At 71.0% G+C, this 19,572-nt stretch carries 20 protein-coding genes; 7 read left to right on the top strand and 13 right to left on the bottom strand.

The window, feature by feature from the left end:
* Positions 1-562: 562 nt before the first annotated feature.
* From IF46_RS0119470 to IF46_RS0119445, 6 genes are all read right to left on the bottom strand, one after another.
* On the bottom strand, positions 563-1,900 hold the full coding sequence (locus IF46_RS0119470) for a glutamate mutase L (RefSeq protein WP_030489773.1): 1,338 nt from the start codon (positions 1,898-1,900) through the stop codon (positions 563-565).
* A 100-nt stretch (positions 1,901-2,000) separates the two neighbouring features.
* Positions 2,001-2,408: a hotdog domain-containing protein gene (locus tag IF46_RS0119465; protein ID WP_030489772.1), complete on the bottom strand. Its 408-nt coding sequence runs from the start codon at positions 2,406-2,408 to the stop codon at positions 2,001-2,003.
* The gene (locus IF46_RS0119460) at positions 2,405-3,163 is read right to left on the bottom strand and encodes an OAM dimerization domain-containing protein (RefSeq protein WP_030489771.1); all 759 of its coding nucleotides are present in this window, start codon (positions 3,161-3,163) and stop codon (positions 2,405-2,407) included. The genes IF46_RS0119465 and IF46_RS0119460 overlap by 4 nt, the downstream gene beginning before the upstream one ends.
* Complete coding sequence (locus IF46_RS0119455) at positions 3,160-4,719, bottom strand: lysine 5,6-aminomutase subunit alpha (protein ID WP_030489770.1); 1,560 nt, start codon at positions 4,717-4,719, stop codon at positions 3,160-3,162. The genes IF46_RS0119460 and IF46_RS0119455 overlap by 4 nt, the downstream gene beginning before the upstream one ends.
* Before the next feature lie 34 nt (positions 4,720-4,753).
* Positions 4,754-6,319 carry an amidohydrolase gene (locus IF46_RS0119450; protein ID WP_030489769.1) on the bottom strand — a complete coding sequence of 522 codons (1,566 nt, stop codon included), beginning with the start codon at positions 6,317-6,319 and terminating at the stop codon, positions 4,754-4,756.
* A gap of 4 nt (positions 6,320-6,323) precedes the next feature.
* Complete coding sequence (locus IF46_RS0119445; protein ID WP_030489768.1) at positions 6,324-7,373, bottom strand: hypothetical protein; 1,050 nt, start codon at positions 7,371-7,373, stop codon at positions 6,324-6,326.
* A gap of 153 nt (positions 7,374-7,526) precedes the next feature.
* Here IF46_RS0119445 and IF46_RS0119440 point away from each other — a divergent pair, with 153 nt between their 5' ends.
* A complete protein-coding gene (locus IF46_RS0119440; RefSeq protein ID WP_030489767.1) occupies positions 7,527-8,933 on the top strand; it encodes a KamA family radical SAM protein in 1,407 nt (468 codons plus the stop codon).
* 84 nt (positions 8,934-9,017) lie between these two features.
* On the opposite strand, the gene IF46_RS32635 is transcribed toward IF46_RS0119440, so the two are convergent.
* The gene (locus IF46_RS32635) at positions 9,018-9,698 is read right to left on the bottom strand and encodes a polysaccharide deacetylase family protein (protein WP_232234093.1); all 681 of its coding nucleotides are present in this window, start codon (positions 9,696-9,698) and stop codon (positions 9,018-9,020) included.
* A gap of 40 nt (positions 9,699-9,738) precedes the next feature.
* On the opposite strand from IF46_RS32635, the gene IF46_RS32630 reads away from it, so the two are divergent.
* Complete coding sequence (locus IF46_RS32630; RefSeq protein ID WP_036392587.1) at positions 9,739-9,984, top strand: hypothetical protein; 246 nt, start codon at positions 9,739-9,741, stop codon at positions 9,982-9,984.
* An 87-nt stretch (positions 9,985-10,071) separates the two neighbouring features.
* Here the strand turns inward: IF46_RS32630 and IF46_RS0119430 are convergent, their stop codons facing one another.
* Positions 10,072-10,413, bottom strand: a complete 342-nt coding sequence (locus IF46_RS0119430; RefSeq protein ID WP_030489765.1) for a YnfA family protein — start codon at positions 10,411-10,413, stop codon at positions 10,072-10,074.
* Positions 10,414-10,476: 63 nt separating this feature from the next.
* Positions 10,477-10,671 carry a CsbD family protein gene (locus IF46_RS0119425; RefSeq protein WP_030489764.1) on the bottom strand — a complete coding sequence of 65 codons (195 nt, stop codon included), beginning with the start codon at positions 10,669-10,671 and terminating at the stop codon, positions 10,477-10,479.
* Between the two features lie 156 nt (positions 10,672-10,827).
* On the opposite strand from IF46_RS0119425, the gene IF46_RS0119420 reads away from it, so the two are divergent.
* Positions 10,828-11,433, top strand: a complete 606-nt coding sequence (locus tag IF46_RS0119420; protein WP_030489763.1) for a histidine phosphatase family protein — start codon at positions 10,828-10,830, stop codon at positions 11,431-11,433.
* Here the strand turns inward: IF46_RS0119420 and IF46_RS0119415 are convergent.
* The 3 genes from IF46_RS0119415 to IF46_RS0119405 form a co-directional block, all read right to left on the bottom strand.
* Positions 11,369-11,875 (bottom strand): Lrp/AsnC family transcriptional regulator, encoded by a 507-nt coding sequence (locus IF46_RS0119415; RefSeq protein WP_030489762.1) that lies wholly within the window; start codon positions 11,873-11,875, stop codon positions 11,369-11,371. The two genes, IF46_RS0119420 and IF46_RS0119415, sit on opposite strands and share 65 nt — an antisense overlap.
* 108 nt (positions 11,876-11,983) lie before the next feature.
* Complete coding sequence (locus IF46_RS0119410; RefSeq protein WP_030489761.1) at positions 11,984-13,126, bottom strand: acyl-CoA dehydrogenase family protein; 1,143 nt, start codon at positions 13,124-13,126, stop codon at positions 11,984-11,986.
* A complete protein-coding gene (locus IF46_RS0119405; RefSeq protein ID WP_030489760.1) occupies positions 13,123-14,238 on the bottom strand; it encodes a M24 family metallopeptidase in 1,116 nt (371 codons plus the stop codon). Before IF46_RS0119405 ends, IF46_RS0119410 begins: the two co-directional genes overlap by 4 nt.
* 199 nt (positions 14,239-14,437) lie before the next feature.
* Between IF46_RS0119405 and IF46_RS0119400 the strand changes: the two genes are divergently transcribed.
* Positions 14,438-15,805, top strand: coding sequence for a glycosyl hydrolase family 18 protein (locus IF46_RS0119400; protein ID WP_030489759.1), 1,368 nt, complete (start codon positions 14,438-14,440; stop codon positions 15,803-15,805).
* 50 nt (positions 15,806-15,855) lie between these two features.
* Here the strand turns inward: IF46_RS0119400 and IF46_RS0119395 are convergent, their stop codons facing one another.
* Entirely contained in the window at positions 15,856-16,743 is an 888-nt protein-coding gene (locus IF46_RS0119395; RefSeq protein WP_030489758.1) for a winged helix-turn-helix transcriptional regulator, read from the bottom strand.
* A gap of 265 nt (positions 16,744-17,008) precedes the next feature.
* Between IF46_RS0119395 and IF46_RS0119390 the strand changes: the two genes are divergently transcribed.
* The 3 genes from IF46_RS0119390 (at position 17,009) to IF46_RS0119380 (ending at position 19,557) form a co-directional block, all read left to right on the top strand.
* Positions 17,009-17,224 carry a hypothetical protein gene (locus IF46_RS0119390; RefSeq protein ID WP_030489757.1) on the top strand — a complete coding sequence of 72 codons (216 nt, stop codon included), beginning with the start codon at positions 17,009-17,011 and terminating at the stop codon, positions 17,222-17,224.
* A gap of 59 nt (positions 17,225-17,283) precedes the next feature.
* Entirely contained in the window at positions 17,284-18,213 is a 930-nt protein-coding gene (locus IF46_RS0119385; RefSeq protein ID WP_030489756.1) for a 5'-3' exonuclease, read from the top strand.
* 186 nt (positions 18,214-18,399) lie between these two features.
* The gene (locus IF46_RS0119380; protein WP_030489755.1) at positions 18,400-19,557 is read left to right on the top strand and encodes a low temperature requirement protein A; all 1,158 of its coding nucleotides are present in this window, start codon (positions 18,400-18,402) and stop codon (positions 19,555-19,557) included.
* Positions 19,558-19,572 lie beyond the last annotated feature (15 nt).

The following is a 19,572-nucleotide window of genomic DNA, read 5'->3' as shown; positions in this document are numbered from 1 at the left end:
CACCGGCCGCGTCGGGCGGCGGGCTGCCCCGTCACCGCCTTGTTCGTGCTCGATCCCGGTTGTCGTGGCCTTGTCGGTGCAGGTGGGGCCTGGTCCCTGGATTGAGCGTGATCTTGGCGGACTGCGGTGCGGGCGGCATGGTGCGCGAACGCACGGCCATCCCGGGGGGAGACGAAATCGGGGCGCGGCTCGCGCCGCGCCCCGATGCTCCCAGGCCCTTCCCGGCCGGTGTGGCGAGGATGGGGCACGACGACCTTCGGACCGACCGGACGTGGACTGGCTGCCCCCGCCGGGCCGTTGTCTACTGGCCGTGCACCTCACCCTGCCCAAACACCGGTAACCGCGGCCGGTTCGCGCCGCCCCGCCGACCCCCGCCCGCTGGACCTGGCCGCCGCGACGATGACGCTCGAACATGTCGCTCGGCCAGCGGACGAAGGGACGAAGCGAACAACAGCCGCTTCCCGTGGTAGGACTCAAAGACGGTACGTGCCAACCCCCGTCGGTTGTCAACCCACACCCGGCCTGTCGTGTGTTGCGCCACGGCGTGTCGGGTCGGCGAGTCTCAATGCGGGCGCAGATGCTGACGCAGCAGCGCCCCCGCCGCCGCCCGGTGCTCCTCGGCGAGCAGCCCTCCGGCGGCCAGCACGTAGTCGACGTCGATGACCGCGGCGGCGGCACGCGGCAACGCCCACCCGCCGGCGTGGTCGGCGAGGACCGCCTCCAGCACCTGCCCGGACACGTCCGTCGGCGCGTGCCGCAGCACCCCACCGGAACCCACCATCAGCCGCACATCGCGCAGATCACGCCCAGCCCGCTCGCCGGTGGCGGCGCCCCGGGCGTGGCGGCGCATCGCCACCGTCGCCGCGAGAGCGGCGATGCGCCGGTCCACGACCTGATCGACGTCGTCGACGGCCAGAAACGCCGGGTCGGCCGCCCGGCGCGCCGCGGCGTCCGCCAGGCCCGCGGCGTCGTCCGCGGACAGCAGTCGCTCCTCGACGGCGGCGCGGATCACCCCGGGGGCGCTCCACCGCATGCCCAGATCGCCCTCCACGGTGCGGGCCCGCCACAGACTGCCGGCGACCTCCCGGCCCGGCCCGGTGGCCCGCTCGTCGGGCGTGAGCACCGAGTACACATCGGTGGTGGCCCCACCCACGTCGACCACGGCGAGGTCACCACCGATGGTGTCGGCGAGCACCTCCACACCGGTGAGCACCGCGTCGGGGGTGGCCGCCCGCACCAGCCGCGCGAACCGGGTGCCCCTCGACAGTCGTTTACCACCGATGACGTGGCGCAGGAACACCGTACGGATCGCCGCCCGCGCCGACGCCGGGGCGAGCACCCCGATGCGCGGCAGGACGTTCTGCGCGTCGGTGACCGGCACCCCGGCGTCGCGCAGCAGCCCGGTCAACTCCTCGCGCACGTCGGCGTTGCCCGCGTACACCACGGGTGTGCGCCACCGGGCGCGCGCCAGCCTGGTGGCGTTGTGGGTGATCGTGTCGGCGTCGCCGCCGTCGGTGCCGCCGACGAGCAGCACCACGTCGCATCGGGCCGCCCGCAACGCCGTCAGGTCCGCGCCGCCGAGCCGACCGGCCGCGACGTGCACCACGTGCGCGCCGGCGGACAACCCGACGCGCCGGCCGGCCTGCGCGGTGACCAGCGGCTCGTAGCCGACCACGGCCAACCGCAGCCCCCCACCAGCCGACGAGCACACGTACCACGGCACGTCACGCACCCCGAGCCCGACGGTGGCCGCCGCGACCGCGGCGTCCAGGCCGTGCAGCACGTCGGTGCCGACCGTGGTGGGCGCCGCCGCCGCGCCAACCAGGACACCGGCGGCCAGGTCCACCACCGCCACCTTCGTGTACGTGGAACCGACGTCCGCGCAGACCGCCAGGGTCACGAGTTTCCCTGTTCGCGACTGCGGGGCTCGCAACCCCGGCTCACTCCTCGCGACTCACTGTGCCTCTGGTGTTCGCGACTGCGGGGCTCGCAACCCCGGCTCACTCCTCGCGACTCACGCTGGCGGCGGGAACGACCACGGTGCCGGTCGCGGTGACCGCCACGATCGGCGGGTCGAGGACCTCCGCGGCGGACGCGGAACGCTCCGGGCGGCCCCGGCACACCACCGCGCAGCTCAGCTCCAGGGTGCGGCTGCGGGTGCCCACCCGCGACACCTGCGCGGTCACCTCCACCACGTCGCCGGCGTGAATCGGCGCGTGGAAGCGCACGTCGGCGTACCCGGCGAACAGACCCTCGTCGCCGTCGGTGCGGATACACACCTCCGTGGCGACATCACCGAACAACCCCAGGGCGTACGCCCCATCGACGAGGTTGCCGGCGTAGTGGGCGTGCGCGTACGGCACATACCGCCGATGCGTCACCGTCAACCCAAGCCGCACGTCGCTCATGCCATCACCTTCCGCTGCGTGATCAGGGCGTGCACGAGGTAGCTGGCCACCTCACCGGGCGTGGTGCCCCGACCGAAGATCCGGTCCACACCCAACTCGTCGGTCATCGACTCGTCGAAACGGGGACCACCGACGATCAGCAGCGGCCGCCGCCCCGCCGGCATCGCCTCCCGGAACGCCGCGGACATCTCCCGGGTGTTGTGCAGGTGCGCGTCGCGTTGGGTGACCACCTGCGACACAAGCACCGCGTCGGCCTTCTCCACCCGGGCAGCCTCCACCAACTCCGGCACGCTGACCTGCGCGCCCATGTTGGTGACCTTCAACTCCCGGTAGTACTCCAGGCCCTTCTCCCCCGCGATGCCCTTGACGTTGAGGATCGCGTCGATGCCCACGGTGTGCGCGTCGGTGCCGATGCACGCCCCGACCACGGACAGCTTGCGCCGCAACCGCTGCTTGATCACCGTGTTGACGTCCTTCGCCGACAGCAACGCGAAGTCACGCTCCACCACCTGCACCGCGTGGAGATCGACCAGATGGTTGACCCGCCCGTACACGACGAAGAACGTGAACCCGTCGCCCATCGGCTTGGCGTGCACCACCATCGCCGGGTCGATGCCCATCTTGTTGGCCAACTGCACCGCCGCGCCCTCGGCACGCTTGTCGTGAGCCACCGGCAGGGTGAACGACACCTGCACCATCCCGTCACCGGTGGTGTCCCCATACGGCCGCACGATCTGCTTCTTGTCCCCGCTCACGCCGCCGCCTCCAGGATGTCGGTGGCCGGGTTGCAGTAGTCGGCCTCGTGCGCGGCGACCCCGTCGAGGCCCTTACCGCGGTCCGCGGGCCGCTTCATGATCCCGAAGGTGCCCTCGGCGATCGCCGACAGCAACGTCTGCTCCCCGATGCGCTCCAACAGATCCAGCGCCTCACCGAGGACCTGGTTGGCGCGGCGGCGGATGAACCCGCCCGGCGCCGGCACGAAGTCCTCGTGCAGCCCACCGGCGGCGCCCAACACGTAGCGCACGTTCTGCAGGGCGATGTCCCGGTCGGACAACCACGGCGTCACCACCGCCTCGGTCATCATCCCCACCAACAGGATTCCCTGACCGGTCAGCGCGCCCGCCAGGTTGAAGAACCCGTCGAGCAGGTTGCCCCGGAACACGTCACCGGTCATGTGCTTCGTCGGCGGCATCCACTTCAACGGCGCGTCCGGGAACAACTCCCGGGCCAGCAACGCGTGCGCCAACTCCAACCGGAACGACTCCGGCACCTCCGGGTTGATCTCGAACGCGTGCCCCAACCCCAACTGCCAGTCCGCCAACCCCGCCTCGTGCGCGAAGAACTCGTTGAGCAGCTGCGACACCGTCACCGTGTGCGCCTCGTCGACCGCGTCGGCGGTGGTCAGGTAGTTGTCCTCACCGGTGTTGATGATGATCCCCGCGCGGGCGTGCACCTGCCGGGAAAACCGCTGGTCGACGAACGTGCGCACCGGATTGATGTCGCGGAACAAAATCCCGTACATCGAGTCGTTGAGCATCATGTCGAGGCGTTCCAACCCCGCGAGGGTCGCCATCTCCGGCATGCACAACCCCGACGCGTAGTTGGTCAACCGCACGTAGCGGCCAACCTCCTTCGACGACTCGTCCAACGCCGCCCGCATCAGCCGAAAGTTCTCCTGCGTGGCGTACGTGCCGGCGAACCCCTCCCGGGTCGCGCCCTCGGGCACGTAGTCCAACAGCGACTGCCCGGTGGAGCGGATCACCGCGATCACGTCCGCGCCCGCCCGCGCCGCCGCCTGCGCCTGCGGAATGTCCTCGTAGATGTCACCCGTCGCGACGATCAGGTAGATCCACGGCCGCTGCAACGGGTCACCGTGGCGCTTCACCAGCCGGTCCCGTTCGGCACGCCGCCGGTCGATACGCCGGATACCCGCCCCGACCGCCTTACGCGCCGCCGCCCGGGCGGCCGTCGCCGCCCGCCCGCTCGGCTGGGTGAACCGCACCGACCCGGCGGCGGCCTTCTGCGCCAACAACGTCACGTCGGTGCTGCCCTCGCGGACCAGGGCGTCGAACACCGGCACCGCCACCCCGTGACCCAACCCCACATCCGCGGCGACCGCCTCGACGAGCCGGTTCACCCACGGAATGCCGTCCGGGTCGGCACCGGTCACCCCGGCCAACCGCAGGACCGCCCGCTCCACCGACACCGTGGTGTGGCTACGCGCCAGGTCCACCACCGGCTGCCCGGCCCGACGCGCCAACTCCCGCGCCCGCGCCACCAGCACCGGATCAAGATCAAGCTTGCCGGTCACGCCGTCGCCCCCGCCACATAGATCAACCGCTCGTTCACGACGACCCTTCCTCATAGATGACCTCACCGCGCAACACCAGACGCCGGCACACCGGCAGCGGCGTCGGGTCGTCCGGACCCCGCTGATCCGGGTCCTCAGCCAGCAACACCGGCAGACCCCGCTGAACCCCCGCCGGCGTCGACCACACCGCGAACGTCGCCGGCGCACCCAGGGCCAGGACCCCCTCGACGTCAAGGTGCACCGCCCGCCACCCACCACGGGTGTGCGCCGCGAACGCCGACCGCACACTCATCCGCTGCGCCGGGTTGTGGTGCGCCGCCGCCGCCCGCACCGACCCCCACGGGTCCAGCGGCGTCACCGGCGAATCCGACCCGAACGCCAACGCCACCCCCACCGAGTGCATCGCACCCATCGGGTTCGACTCCAACGACCGGTCCAACCCCAACCGCGCCTCGTACATCCGGCCCGCGCCACCCCACAACCGGTCGAACGCCGGCTGCATGCTCGCCACCACCCCGTACTCCACGAACCGCGCGATCAACCGCTTGTTCATGATCTCCGCGTGCTCGATGCGGTGCCGGGCCGCCCGCAACCGCTCCACACCCACCGTCCGCGCCGCCGCCGCGAAACCATCCAGGACCGTGGAGATCGCCGCGTCACCGATGGCGTGGAACCCGCCCTGCATGCCGTGCGCCGCGCAGTCCAACAGGTGATCACGCACCTGCTGCACCGACAGGTACCCGTGCCCGCAACCGTCACCATCGCCGTACGCCTGCGACACGTGCGCCGTACGCGACCCCAACGCCCCATCGGCGAACAGATCCCCACCGGCGCCCACCGCACCCAACTCCCGGGCCCGCGCCGCGCCACCCAACTCACCCCAGTACCCGTACACCTCCGGCAACCCCGCACCGGAGATCCCCAGCAGCCCGGTGAAGTCCTCCTCGTCGGAGATCTCCGGACCACCACACTCGTGCACCGCCGCGATCCCCAACGACGCCGCGTGGGCCAGGGCCACCCGCTGCGCCGCCACCCGCTGCGCCCGACTCACCGACCCCTGCGCCACCGCCCGCACCACATGGTGCGCGTCGCGCCGCAACCAACCCGACGCGTCGTACCCGGCCGCCCCCACCGCCTGCGGACACGCCGTCAGCATCGCCGACGACACCAACGCCGAATGGATCGACGCCTGCGACAGGTACACCCGCCGACCACCGGCCGCCCGGTCCAGCGCCGCCGCGTCCGGCAACGTCGCATCCGACCAGCCCGACTCGTCCCAGCCATGCCCCAGCACCACCGCGTCCGTCGGCAGACCCGCCGCGAACGCCGCCACCGCGTCGAGCAACTGCCCCGCCGAGCGCACCCCGGACAACTCCAACCCGGACAACGTCAACCCGGTGTCGGTGGCGTGCACGTGCGCGTCGACGAACGCCGGAGTCACCAACGCCCCACCCAGGTCCACCACCCGGTCGGCCGGCGGCGCGTCACCGTCGGTCCCCAACCAGGCAATGCGCCCACCAGACACCAGCAGCGCGGTCGCGCTCGGGTCGGCGGGGCAGTGCAGCACGCCGCCGCGGTACAACGTCGAGGGGTTCGTCATGGCCTCAGTCTGCCGCGACCCGCGCCGCGAAGAGTTGACGCACCCCCGGCTCGGCGCGCAGCAGCCCCAACGCCAACTCCGCGTGCCCCGGCACGTACCCGTTGCCCACCAGCATCGTCACGTCCGCCGCCAACCCCTCGGCGCCCAACGCCGCCGCGGAGAAGCTCGTCGCCATCGAGAAGAAGATCACCGTGCCGCCGTCCGCGGTGGCCAACACCGCCCCGTGCTCACACCCCGGCACGTCCACGCAGACCACCGTCACGTCCGCCGGCACACCCAGAGCGGTGGTCACCGCCGTGGACAACCCCACCGGGTCCCGCGCGTCGGCCAACGCCACCACCGAGGCCAGCCCGGCGGCCGTCAGCGCGTCGCGCTCCGCCGCCACCGGCACCACCCCGACGGTACGCGCGGCACCCGCCCGCCGCGCCGCGGCAAGCGACAGCGACCCACTCTTACCGGCCCCGCCGATCACCGCGACCCGTACCGGCGTCGGATCACCAGAGCGGCGACGCTCCTCGACATAGCGCGACACCACCCGGGCGGTCAGCGCGGGCGCCCCACACACGTCCAGCACGGCGAGGGACAACTGCGGATCCTCGTCGTCGGGCAGCACCGCGGCGATGGACCGCGCGAACAGGATCGCCCACCCGTCACACGGCACCTGCTCGCTGCGCCCGTCCCAGCGCGCCAACCCGTCGGTGATCACCAGCGGCGTCAACGTCAACGACACCAGGGTGGCGACCCGCTCCCCCGCCTTGAGCCCCAACGGGGAACGCCGACCGGCCTCCTCGACCGTGCCGATCAGCATCCCACCCGACCCGGTCACCGGGTTCTGCATCTTCCCCCGAGCCGCGATGATCCCCAGCACCTCGGCGCGGACCGCGTCACCGTCGCCGCGGTGCTTCTCCGACAACTGCCGGAAGCTCGCCGCGTCCAGGTTGAGCCGCTGCACCCGGATCCGCACCTCGTTCGGCCCGATCGCCGCCGACGCGTCCAAGCGCCAAGCCGCCTGCGGCAGCACCCCCGCCGGTTGCACGACGCGGTGCAGTCCCACCGGTGACGTCACGCCAACCTCCCCTGCCCAGCCGCTCGAAGCCCCGGTCAAGGCTCGCGTAACGGGAAAACTTACGGCAGACTAATTTCTTTGCCGGATATTTTCCAGTAGCCTTCGGGCTTCGATGATCAGCCGCAACACCGAGGAGGGGCCGTGACCCAGACCCAACCGGTTGAGACCATCCCTCAACCCCGTCACGCCCCGGTCGCCGTACCGACCGCCGGGCAGCCCTACGAGTACCACCGCCGCCCACTGGTCGAACCCGACTGGACCCGCTTCCCCGGCTGGCGGCACATCACCCGCGACCAGTGGGAATCCGCCCAGTGGCAGCGCGTCAACTGCGTCAAGAACATCAAGCAGCTCCGCGCCGTCTTCGGCGACCTCATCGACGACAGCTTCTACGCCGACCTCGAGGCCGACCAGGCGGCCCTGGCCACCATGTCCATGCTGGTGCCACCACAAATGATCAACACGATGGTGCCGTTCGCGCCCCTCACCACCGAGGCGCTGCTCGCCGACCCCATCCGCCGCTACATGATCCCGGTCGCCTCCGACCGACGCACCGACTGGCCGTCACACCCCTACGCCAGCCGCGACAGCCTCCACGAGCACGACATGTGGGTCGCCGAAGGCCTCACCCACCGCTACCCCACCAAGGTCCTCGCCGAACTGCTCTCCACCTGCCCCCAGTACTGCGGGCACTGCACCCGGATGGACCTCGTCGGCAACTCCACCCCCGCCGTCGACAAACTCAAACTCACCCTCAAGCCCGTCGACCGCTACGACGCCCACATCGCCTACCTCAAGGCCCACCCTGGCGTACGCGACGTCGTCGTCTCCGGCGGCGACGTGGCCAACGTCCCCTGGCGCAACCTCGAGTCGTACCTCATGCGCCTGCTGGAACTGGAGACGGTCCGCGACGTCCGCCTCGCCACCAAGGCCCTCATGGGCCTACCCCAGCACTGGCTGCAGCCCGACGTCGTCGAGGGCCTGGAACGCGTCGCCCGCACCGCAGCCCGCCGCGGCGTCAACCTCGCCATCCACACCCACGTCAACCACGCCCAGTCGCTCACCCCACTGGTCGCCAAGGCCGCCCAGACCGCCCTCGACGTCGGCGTCCGTGACGTCCGCAACCAGGGCGTGCTCATGCGCGGCGTCAACGCCACCACCCCGGAACTGCTCGACCTCTGCTTCGCCCTCCAAGGCGAAGCCGGAATCCTGCCGTACTACTTCTACATGTGCGACATGATCCCCAACGCCGAACACTGGCGGGTCCCGGTCTGGCACGCCCAGCAACTCCAGCACGACATCATGGGCTACCTGCCCGGATACGCCACCCCCCGCATCGTCTGCGACGTCCCCTTCGTCGGCAAGCGCTGGGTGCACATGCTCACCGACTACGACCGCGAACGCGGCATCTCCTACTGGACGAAGAACTACCGCACCTCCATCGAATCCGCCGACCTGGAGGCGCTCAACAAGCGCTACGCCTACTACGACCCGATCGACACCCTGCCCGCCGACGGCCAGCAGTGGTGGAACGACCACCGCGACGACTGACCACCGTCCACCTGTCGTCGTGATCAAGAGGTTTACGTCAACTTTGATCTTCTTCTTGACGTAAACCTCTTGATCACCGTGGGGTCAGGGAGCTGTCAGTACCTCAGACAACGGCGCCGGCACCAGCCCCCGCTCCCGCAACCCGGCCAGGATGTGCGGCAACGCCTCATCCGTCATCGCCGCGTTCGCCTCGGTCACATGCATGATCACGATTGACCCGGGGCGAACGTGGTCCAACACCGCCCGCACCAACGGCTTCCACGCCGTCGCGAACGGATCGCCGCTGACCACGTCCCCGTCGACCACCGTCACACCCAGCGGCGCCAACGCGTCCAACGCCGCCGCGTCGTGGCACAACCCCGGAAACCGGAAGTACCGGGTCTGCCGGCCACCGTACGGCTTGATCACCTCGAACGTCTTGGCCACATCGCCGGCCAGCTCGTCGACCGGCAGCCGGGGCAGGTCGTAACAGTCAGCGGTGAACGCCGCGTGCCCGTAGGTGTGGTTGGCCAACTCGAAGCGCGGATTGCCGGCGATCCGCCGGGTCACGTCCGGATACCGCTGCACCCACTTGCCGGTCAGGAAGAACGTCGCCGGCACCTGCTCGCGCTCCAGCAGGTCCAGGATGCGCAGATTGGCGTACGACTTGACCCGCCCGGCACGCAGGCTGGCCAGCATCGCGTCGGTCATGTCCGCGTCGAAGGTCAACGCGACCTCCGCACCGGTACGCGGGCCGTGATCCACCACCGGTGCTCGGGTCCCCACCCGCGTCGCTCCCGGGACGGCAGAAACCGTTGGCGACGCAGTGGCGCTGGCGACGGAGGAAGGCACCGCCGAGGAGGTCGGCGAACCGACGAAGACCGGCCCGTCCGGCGGCGGCACGCGGGACGCCGTGCAGGCGGCGCTGCCGACGACGACCACCGCGACCAGGACGCCACACAACGGGCGAAGCCAAGATCGAATCACGCGGCAGATCATCGCAGAAGTGAACGAGGCTCACTGTCCCTCGTGCCGCACCCCGGACGGCCGGATCACCAGTGGTCGCCGCTGATCGACTCGGATTCACTGATACCGCGCTGTCCCACCCGCCCGGACACCCCGACATCAACGAACCCGAGTCGATCACCCGACCAGCGGGCTACGCCGAGCCGCCGCGCGGGGCGTACATGATGACCGCCACGCCGAGCAGGCACAGAGCCGCGCCGATGACGTCCCACCGGTCCGGGCGGAAACCGTCCACCACCATCGCCCAGCCCAGCGATCCGGCCACGAACACCCCGCCGTACGCGGCCAGGATCCGACCGAAGTTCGCGTCCGGCTGGAACGTGGCGACGAAGCCGTAGCAGCCCAGCGCGAGCACACCGGCCGCGATCCACCACAGCCCGCGCTGCTCCCGCCAGCCCTGCCAGACCAGCCAGGCGCCGCCGATCTCGGCCAGCGCGGCCAACACGAACAACACCAGGGAACGCAGCACAGTCACGCCGCGACAGTAGCGACGGGTCCCCGGGCGACGATGCGCCCGGGGACCCGTGGACCGCTGAGGTCACTTCGTGAAGGAGTCCTTCACGTTGCGACCCGCGTCCTTGACGTTCTGACCGGCCTGCTTGGCGCGCGCGTCGCCCTGCTGGCTGGCGCCCTCGCCACGCATCCGCTCGTTGTCGGTCATGTCGCCAACGCGCTCCCTCGCGGCGCCGGCCATCTGCTCAACCTTGTTCTTTGCCTTCTCGGTGAAGCTCATCGCGCCTCCTCGGTCTGGCGGTTGTCCTGGCTCGCTTGCCCGCTCTCCGGGTGCCGAAACCGGCAGTGTCGGTCGGCACACCCGCTAGAGCATCCTAGGACGATAGGTTGTGGGAGGGCTGCCTGCCGACCGAGCCCGCGATGGTTAACTGACCGCATGGGAGAGCTCCTGCTGATCCGGCACGGCGAGACCACCTGGAGCGCCACCCGGCGGCACACCTCGTACACCGACCTGGAGCTGACCCCCGACGGCGAGCGACAGGCCCGCACCCTCGCCGCGTTCCTGGCCGGCCGGCGCTTCGTCACCGTGCTGGCCAGCCCTCGCTCCCGGGCGCTGCGCACCGCGCAGCTGGCCGGGCTCACCGTCGACACCGTCGACGAGGACCTCAGTGAGTGGAACTACGGCGAGTACGAGGGCCGCACCACCGTCGACATCCACGACGACCAGCCGCACTGGAACATCTGGACCGACGGCTGCCCCGGCGGGGAGTCCCCCGCGCAGGTGGGTGAACGCCTCGACCGGGTGCTGGCCCGCGTCACCCCGCTGCTCGACCGCGGCACCGTCGCGCTGGTCGGGCACGCGCACAGCCTGCGGGTGCTCGGCGCCCGCTGGATCGGCCTGCCCCCGTCCGCCGGCGGACGGCTACGCCTGGACACCGCCACGGTCAGCGCGCTCGGTCACGAACACGGCCGGCAGGTCATCCTGCGCTGGAACCAGCCGGCTCCTCCGGCACCCGGGACCGCGACCGACTCGGTGCCGTAGCGCTGATCTTCGGCGGACGGTTCTCGTACGGCGTGGACAACACCACAGTCGTGCGGGTCGTGACGTTCGCCGAGGTGCGGATCTCCTGCAGCACCCGCTCCAGGTCGGTGGGGCTGGCCACCCGCACCAACAGCAGGTAGAAGTCCTCCCCCGCCACCGAGTAGCAGGAGTCGATCTCGGGTAGGTGGGCCAGCCGCTCCGGCGCGTCGTCCGGCTGCGACGGATCGAACGGACGGATCGCCACGAACGCGGTCAACGGCAGGTCCAGCGCCTCGAACGACACCCGTGCGGCGTACCCCTTGATCACCCCGCGTTGCTCCAGCCGGCGGACCCGCTGGTGCACGGCGGACACCGACAGCCCCACCTTCTCGGCCAGGTCGGTGTACGACAGACGGCCGTCAGCGGTCAGCGCGGCGACGATTGCGCGGTCGATCTCCTCCACGGCGTGCAACCTACCGGGAAAACCGCCCGACGGCGACGAGGTACCCGAGTGGCGGGCCGCGGTGGGCTGCGGCTCTCCCACCCCAGCCGCACCACGACGCACCGTTTGTCAGCCCTTGGCCAGCGCTCGGGAGATCACCATCCGCTGGATCTGGTTGGTGCCCTCCACGATCTGCAGCACCTTCGCCTCGCGCATGTAGCGCTCCACCGGGTGGTCGGCCACGTAACCGGCGCCGCCGAGCACCTGCACCGCGTCGGTGGTCACCCGCATCGCCATGTCGGTGGCGAAGAGCTTCGCCTTGGCCGCCTCGATCGCGTACGGGCGGCCGGCGTCGCGCAGCCGGGCCGCCGCCAGGGTCAGCGCGCGGGCGGCGGAGATCTGGGTGGCCGCGTCGGCGAGGAGGAACCCGAGCCCCTGGAAGTCGATGATGGACCTACCGAACTGCTGCCGCTGCTGGGCGTAGGAGACCGCGTAGTCCAGGGCCGCCTGGGCCAGCCCGACCGCGCAGGCCGCGATGCCCAGCCGGCCGGAGTCCAACGCGGACATCGCGATGGTGAAGCCCATCCCCTCGCCACCGATCAACCGGTCGGCCGGCACCCGCGCCTCGTCGAAGGCGATCTGCGCCACCGGGGACGCGCGCAGCCCCATCGTCCGCTCGGCCGCCTGCGGGGTGATGCCGGCCGTGCCCGCGTCGGCGAGCAGGCAGGAGATCCCCTTCGGGCCGGGCCCGCCGGTGCGGCAGAAGACGTTGTAGAAGTCGGCCGTGCGGGCGTGGGTGATCCACGCCTTGGTGCCGGAGACCAGGTAGGCGTCGCCGTCGCGATCGGCCCGGGTGGTCAGCGCCGCCGCGTCCGAGCCACCCTGCGGCTCGGAGAGGCAGTACGCGCCCAGCAACTCGCCACCGAGCATGTCCGGCAGCAGCTTGCGCTGCTCGTCGCTGCCGAACGCCGCCACCGGGTAGCAGGACAGGGTGTGCACGCTTACCGCCTCGGCGACCGCGAGCCAGCGGCTGGCCAGGATCTCCAACACCTGCAGGTACACCTCGTACGGCTGCGCCGCGCCGCCGTACTCCTCGGGGTAGGGCAGGCCGAGCAGGCCGGCGCGGCCCAGCGTCCGCAGCACCTCGCGGGGGAACTCGGCGCGTTCCTCGAAGGCCGCGGCCTTCGGCGCGAGTTCGCCATCGGCGAGCTCGGTGGCGAGACCCAGCAGGTCGTGGGCCTCGTCGGTGGGGAGGATCCGGTCGACAGTCATAGTGCGATGAGCTCCGTGGGGGTGGTGTTGAGCCGTTGCACGCCGTCTGTGGTGCAGACGACGATGTCCTCGATGCGGGCGCCGTGTCGGCCCGCCAGGTAGATGCCGGGTTCGATGGAGAACGCCATGCCGGCGTCGAGGGGTCGGTCGTTGCCGGCCACCAGGTACGGCTCCTCGTGCCCGTCGAGACCGATGCCGTGGCCGGTGCGGTGCAGGAACGCGCCACCGTAGCCGGCGGCGGCGATCGGCTCCCGGGCCGCGGCGTCGGCCGCCGCGCCGGTGATCCCGGGCCGCACCGCCGCGACGGCGTCGCGCTGGGCGTCGCGCAGCACCGCGTAGTAGTCCAGGAAGTCGGCCGGCGCCGGCCCACCCGCCACATAGGTGCGGGTGCAGTCCGAGCGGTAGCCCGAGGCCATCGTGCCGCCGATGTCGACCACCACCGGCTCGCCGACGCCGATCGGCCGGGTCGAGGTGCCGTGGTGCGGGCTGGCCCCGTTCGGCCCGGCCGCCACGATGACGAAGTCGACGGTGACGTGCCCGGCGGCCCGGATCGCGGCGGCGATGTCGGTGGCGACCTCGGCCTCGGTGCGACCGGGGCGCAGCCACTCGCCCATCCGCAGGTGCACCTCGTCGATCGCCGCGCCGGCCTCGGCGAGCGCCGCGATCTCCGCCGGGGACTTGCGGATCCGCAGCTCACGCAGCACCTCGCCGGCGAGCCGCTGCGCGGCGTCGGGCAGCGCCGCGCGCAGGGCGAGGACCTGCTCGGCCCACATCCGGTCGGCGAGGCCGACCGCCGCTACCGGGCCGTCGAGGGCGGCGACCACCAGGGGGTACGGGTCAGTGCCGTCGACGTGGTCGACGATGCGTACGCCGGTGGCCGGCGCGGGGGACGCCTCGGCGGCCGGGCGTTCGAGCCGGGGTACGACGAGGGTCGGCTCCCCCTCGGCGGGCAGCACCAGGCAGGTCAGCCGCTCTCCGGCGTGGGCGTCGTACCCGGTCAGGTAGCGCAGGTCGGAGCCGGGTGTGAGCAGCAGGGCGTCCAGGCCGGCGGCGGCCGTGGCGCGCTGTGCGGCGATCAGCCGATCCGGCGGATACAGCTCGTCGATTCCCACCCCGTCAGCTTAACGGTCGTTTGGGGAAACCCCATATCGACACCGGTGGACCGGAAATTCATCGTTGTTGATTGACGCGGACAGTTAACACTCTTTAAGATTTGGCTGCCTCGAGGCCCACCCGTACCTGCGTCCCGCACCCCCGCCCGCGACAACCCTGCGTGGGCGGTGTCGTTCCCCGCCCACGGGAAGGCCCCCGATGTCCTCACCACTACGCCGCGCCCTCGCCGCCGGCCTGCTCGCGCTGGCCACGGCCGGCGCCACCCTCACCGTGATCCCCACCGCCGCGCAGGCCGTGGTGCTGCCGAACAACTTCAAGAGCGTCGGCTACATGCCCTCCTGGGCCGGCAACATCAACACCATCCAGTACAACAAGCTCACCCACATCAACTACGCCTTCATCCTGCCCAACAGCAACGGCAGCCTGCAGGGGGTGGATGGGGCCCGGCTCTCCTCGCTGGTCTCGCAGGGGCACGCCAACAACGTGAAGGTCTCCATCGCTGTCGGCGGCTGGAACGACGGCAACGACTCGGCCTTCGAGGCGCTCGCCGCCAACGCCACCAGCCGCACCAACTTCGTCAACAACCTGGTCAACTTCGTCAACCAGTACAACCTGGACGGCGTCGACATGGACTGGGAGTACCCCGACTCCGGCGCCTCGGCCAACAACTACACCGCGCTCATGACGCAGCTCAGCAGCGCCATGCGCAGCCGGGGCAAGCTCCTCACCGCCGCCGTCGTCTCCGAGGGCCCCACCGTGCAGGGCGTCCAGACGGCCGTGTTCCCCCTGGTCGACTGGCTCAACATCATGGCGTACGACGGCGGTAGCCCGCACTCCAACTACGACTGGTCGGTCAACAGCATCAACATCTGGAAGAACCGTGGTCTACCGGCCAGCAAGGCCGTGATGGGCATCCCGTTCTACAGCCGACCTGTCTACTACAACTACTCGTACCTGGTCGGGCTGGACCCGGCGAACGCCAATCGGGACTGCGCCAACATCGGCGGCAGCCAGCAGTGCTGGAACGGCATCCCGACGGTCAAGCGCAAGACGCAGTGGGCGCTGGCCAACGCCGGCGGCGTGATGAACTGGGAGCTGAGCCAGGACATGAGCGGCTCGACCTCACTGCTCAGCGCCATGTACGACACCATCATGGGCGGCACCACCCCGCCGCCGACCGGTCGTACCGGCCAGATCACCGGAATCGCCGGCAAGTGCGTCGACGTGGCCGCAGCGAGCACCGCCAACGGCGCCGCCATCCAGCTCTACACCTGCAACGGCACCAACGCGCAGACCTGGACCGTGGCCAGCGACAGCACGCTACGCGCCCTCGGCAAGTGCGCCGACATCACCAGCGGCTCCACCGCCAACGGCGCGAAGGTCCAGCTCTGGGACTGCAACGGCAGCGGCGCGCAGGTCTGGCAGGCGCAGTCCAACGGCACTCTGCGCAACCCGCAGTCCAACAAGTGCCTGGACGCCAGCGACAACAGCTCCGCCGACGGCACCCGGTTGCAGATCTGGGAGTGCTTCGCCGGCGCCAACCAGCGCTGGACCCTCCCGGCCTGACGCCGGTCTACGGTCCGCAGCTCGCGGGGTCCCCGGTCGACGTGACAGCGTCAGCCGGGGATCCCCGCGTGCTCGGCGACCAGGGCGAGCATCTCCTGCACCGAGGCGGCCGGGTCGGTGACCGGGAACTGCACGGCACGCACCACCGCCGTCGGGTCGACCAGCAGGGACAGCCGCTTGAACCGGGCCACCCCGCCAGCGCGGAACACCGGCAGCAGCAGCCCCGCCCCCAGCCGACCGTCCTCGTCCGACAGCAGCGGAAACGGCAGTTCGGCGTACGCCGCGAAGTCGGCGAGTTGGTCGGGCCGCTGGGTGCTGATGCCGTACACCCGGACACCGGCGGTCACGAAGTCCGGATGACGCTTGGCGTAGGTGGTCGACTCCAGAGTGCACCCTCGGGCGCCGGGAATCTCCGCCCAGTCGGGCGGATAGCCCTGCGTCCCCGGCGCGTACGCCCCGGGGAATAGGTAGAGGACGGTCCACGCGTCCGTCGCCGCCACCGCGACCGGCTGTCCGTCGGCGGCGGGCAGGACGACCTCGGGCAACCGCCGGCCGACCAGGTCGTGCGCGCGGCGCGCCTCGGCCGAGCCGGCGTCGGCCGTCGCGGTCACGTCACCGTCACCCATCAGATGCCTCGTTCCCCAGTCCTGCAACGCGATCAGCACCGGCAACAGCCCCTCGCCCCTCGTGGTGAGCAGATAGTCGTAGCGCGGTGGGTGTCGTGAGTACGGCCGGCGCTCCAGCACACCGTGCTCGACAAGCGCGCCGAGGCGCTCGGTCAGGGCTCGACGGCTGACGCCCAGCTCACGTTGCAGCGCGTCGAAGCGGGTCGTCCCGCCAGCGACGTCACGCACGATGAGAAACGTCCACCAGTCCCCCAGTACGCCGAGCGCCTGCGCGATACCGCAGTCCGCATCGGCAAGATCCTCTCGCCGCACCCACTACCTCCGTTGCTCCCACTTTGACTATAGTCCGTTCCAGATTGGAATGCACTGGCTCGGCGAACGGGGGACGGCGACATGCACGTCGACGAACGGGCCGGGGTGTTCTGGCGCTGGTGGACCGCCGGCACGACCAGCATGGTCGGGTCGGCGGTCGGCGCGGCGACCAGGTCACACGGTCGTTTTCCGGCCCCGGCGCGTCCCGGCGGCCCTAGCCTGGGATCGGGGAGCCCGCGCGGGCATCCCGACCGGGAGGACCAGCGTGACAGCGAACGAGGCGACCCGCCGTCGCCGCCAACTGTGGGCCGGGGTCCTCGCGCTCATCGGCCTGGCTCTGCTGATCATCGGCGTCACCGTCGCCGACGGCGTCGCGGCCTGGATCGAGGTGGTGGTCGCGATCCTGCTGCTGGTGACCAGCTACATCGTGCAGCACCTGGCCCGACGGGAAATTGTCTACCAGCACGACGAGCAACGCTGACACCCGCCCACGGCCGGGCGTACGCCTGATCGTCGGACGGTTGTGCCAGGCTGTCCGGCGTGGCACACCGACCCCCGATCCTGCTGATCGACGCAGCCAGCCTCTACTTCCGGGCCTACTTCGGCATCCCGGAATCCGCCGCCCGAGCCGAGGACGGCACACCGGTCAACGCGGTGCGCGGCTTCCTCGACATGCTCGCCACCCTGATCCGTGGGCGCGGCGCCGACCGGATGGTCTGCGCACTGGACTACGACTGGCGTCCCGCCTGGCGAGTCGACCTGCTGCCGTCGTACAAGGCGCACCGGGTGGCCCCACAGGGCGGCGAGATCGTTCCAGACACCCTCTCCCCACAGGTGCCGATGATCCTTGAGGTCCTCGCCGCGGTGGGCATCACCGCCGTCGGCGCGACCGGCTACGAGGCGGACGACGTGCTGGGCACCCTCTCGGTGACCCAGCCCGGCCCGGTTGAGGTGGTCTCCGGCGACCGCGACCTGTTCCAACTCGTCGACGACGCCCGACCCGTCCGACTGCTCTACGTGGGGCGGGGCGTCGCCAAGCTCGACGACTGCGACGACGCCGCGGTGCGGGCCCGCTACGGCGTGCCGGCCGACCGGTACGCCGACTTCGCGGCACTGCGCGGCGACCCCAGCGACGGGCTGCCCGGGGTGGCGGGCGTCGGCGACAAGACCGCCGCCCGGCTGATCGAACGGTACGGCAGCATCGCCGGCATCCTCGCCGCGCTCGACGACTCCGACTCGTCCTTCGCACCGGGCCTGCGCACCAAGCTGGCCGCGGCGCGCGACTACCTGGACGTCGCGCCGACGGTGGTCCGGGTCGCCCTGGACGTGCCCCTGCCGGAGCTGCCCACCGCGCTGCCGACCGCGCCGGTCGACCCGGACCGGCTGCTCGACCTCGCCCAACGATGGAACCTGGCCGGCTCCGCCCGCCGCCTGGTCGACGCCCTCGCCACCCCGCGCGGGCAGGGGTAACCCGCACCGCAGACCGAGAACCTCGGTGGGGGGACGAGCGGTCGAACGTGCGATCGTCGGATCGACCGCTCGGTACCGTTCGTCGAAGTGGACCGGACCGGTCCGTCGAGCCGAACGGTTCCGCAGGAGTATCCCGTGCACCTCGCCGCGCCGGAGCCCGGGTCGCCGCGGGCCAACCGTCCACCCGTGCGCGACCCGGAGGCCCCGCGCCGGGTAACCCTCCTCGAGCTCTTCTTCGACCTGGTGTACGTGGTCGCGCTGGCGCTCATCTCGCGGGGAATGGTCGACCAGCTCGACTGGCACCGCGCCGCCCAGGCACTGATCATGCTGGCGGCCGTCTGGTGGACCTGGACGATCACCACGCTCGTCACCGACCTGTACAACCCGGAACGCACCGAGATCAAACTGCTGATCAGCGCCGTGATGTTCGGCGCGCTGCTGATGACCACGGCGATCCCGGAGGCGTTCAACCAACGCGGGCTCATCTTCGCCGGCACGTACGTGGCGATCCACCTCGGGCGCGGGCTGTTCCTCATGCCGGCGGTACGCCGCGAACCGCAGACCCAGCGTCGAGCGGCCCGCATTTTCCTCTGGTTCGCGGTGTCGGCGATCCCCTGGCTCATCGGCGCATTCGTCAGCGGGGACGCCCGGATCGCCTGCTGGGCCATCGCGCTCGCCATCGACTACATCGGCTTCCGGCTCGCGTACCCGGTGCCGGGGCTCGGCGTGGTCCCGGAGCAGCAACGCAACGTCACGGCGGAGCATCTCTCGGAGCGCTACCAGCAGTTCTTCATCATCGCGCTCGGCGACGCCATCCTGACCATCGGCACCATGTTCAGCATGGAACACAACGAGGCCGAGAACATCGGGGCGTTCGCGGTGGCGTTCCTGACCACGCTGCTGCTCTGGCGGATCTACGTGCACAAGTCCGGCGAGTTGCTGCCGACCGCCATCCAGGCGGCCCAGTCACCGAGCAAGTTCCTGTTCAGCGCGCCGTACACCCATCTGTTGATGATCGCCGGCGTGGTGACCACGGCGGCCGGCTTCCACCTGGTGCTGCACGAGCCGACCGGGCGAACGCCGCCGGCCTGGATGGCGGTGATCCTCGGCGGCCCGGCGCTGTTCCTGGCCGGCCGGGCCTCCTTCGAGTACGAGGTGTTCAGCCGAGTGTCCTGGTCCCGACCCGGCGGCGTGCTGGCGTTGCTGACCATCGCGCCCGCCGTGCTCTACCTGCCGCCGATCTTCGCCTCCCTCGGCGGGCTGCTGGTGCTGGCCGGTGTGGCCTACGCGGACTTCCGGCGTAGCCATGGCAAGCCGCCGGAGGCCCCGTCACCACCGCACTGAACCGCCGGTGCCGGA

It is taken from the genome of Micromonospora chokoriensis, assembly GCF_000718555.1.
Classification (GTDB): domain Bacteria; phylum Actinomycetota; class Actinomycetes; order Mycobacteriales; family Micromonosporaceae; genus Micromonospora; species Micromonospora chokoriensis_B.
The sequence above is the reverse complement of the archived record's forward strand: the minus strand, read 5'-3'. Positions and strand labels throughout refer to the sequence as shown.